This is a genomic window from Aeribacillus sp. JST-2, from assembly GCF_056032925.1.
Genome location: NZ_JBVVUU010000110.1, coordinates 1 through 693, shown reverse-complemented (window position 1 = coordinate 693; position 693 = coordinate 1). Strand labels below are relative to the sequence as shown.

Annotated in this window: 1 tRNA gene; it reads left to right on the top strand. The window is 37.2% G+C overall.

What is annotated here, in order from left to right:
• Window positions 1-83: 83 nt before the first annotated feature.
• A tRNA-Ala gene (locus tag AC0KTX_RS16790) sits at window positions 84-156 on the top strand.
• Window positions 157-693 lie beyond the last annotated feature (537 nt).

Below are 693 nucleotides of genomic sequence, written 5' to 3'. Positions count from 1 at the left end.
AGTAGCTCAGCTTGGTAGAGCACATGGTTTGGGACCATGGGGTCGCAGGTTCAAATCCTGTCTTCCCGACCAGAGGGGTTCAAGGGGCCTTAGCTCAGCTGGGAGAGCGCCTGCTTTGCACGCAGGAGGTCAGCGGTTCGATCCCGCTAGGCTCCATCGAAAAAAACTCTCTTTTTTTTATTCTCCTTAAATCTTCATTTGCCATCCGTAATATTCCCTAATAAAATTACTTCATTTTGCCTTGCTTTTTAAGCAAACAAAGAAGCTTCTAGCTGCATATCTATGAGAATTAATGAAATTGCCATTGTAAGGAGCCGCAAGCCAATATATTTTTTTATATCCTCAGTTCCGTCCACAAATTTTTTCACATTACTGAAACTTTCTCCATTTTACCGAAAAGAGCGTAAAAAAAATTATGTTTGCAAGTGTATAGAAAATAAACGAAGCCCTCTTAAAGTCAGGAAAACGTAATCTAGAATGAAGAGATGCAATCATGTTATTTTTAGTGCCTGGAATTGGGTAGAAAACGATGATCATATTGTACCAAACTTTATTAAATAAGAATTGAATATGGCGCAAAATTTATCGCATATAATGGAAAGGTATAATATTATATACTCAACTTTCGCACACAGAAATATTTAAGCATTGCTTGATATAATTAGGTATAGTGGCCAACCATTTATTCATTTG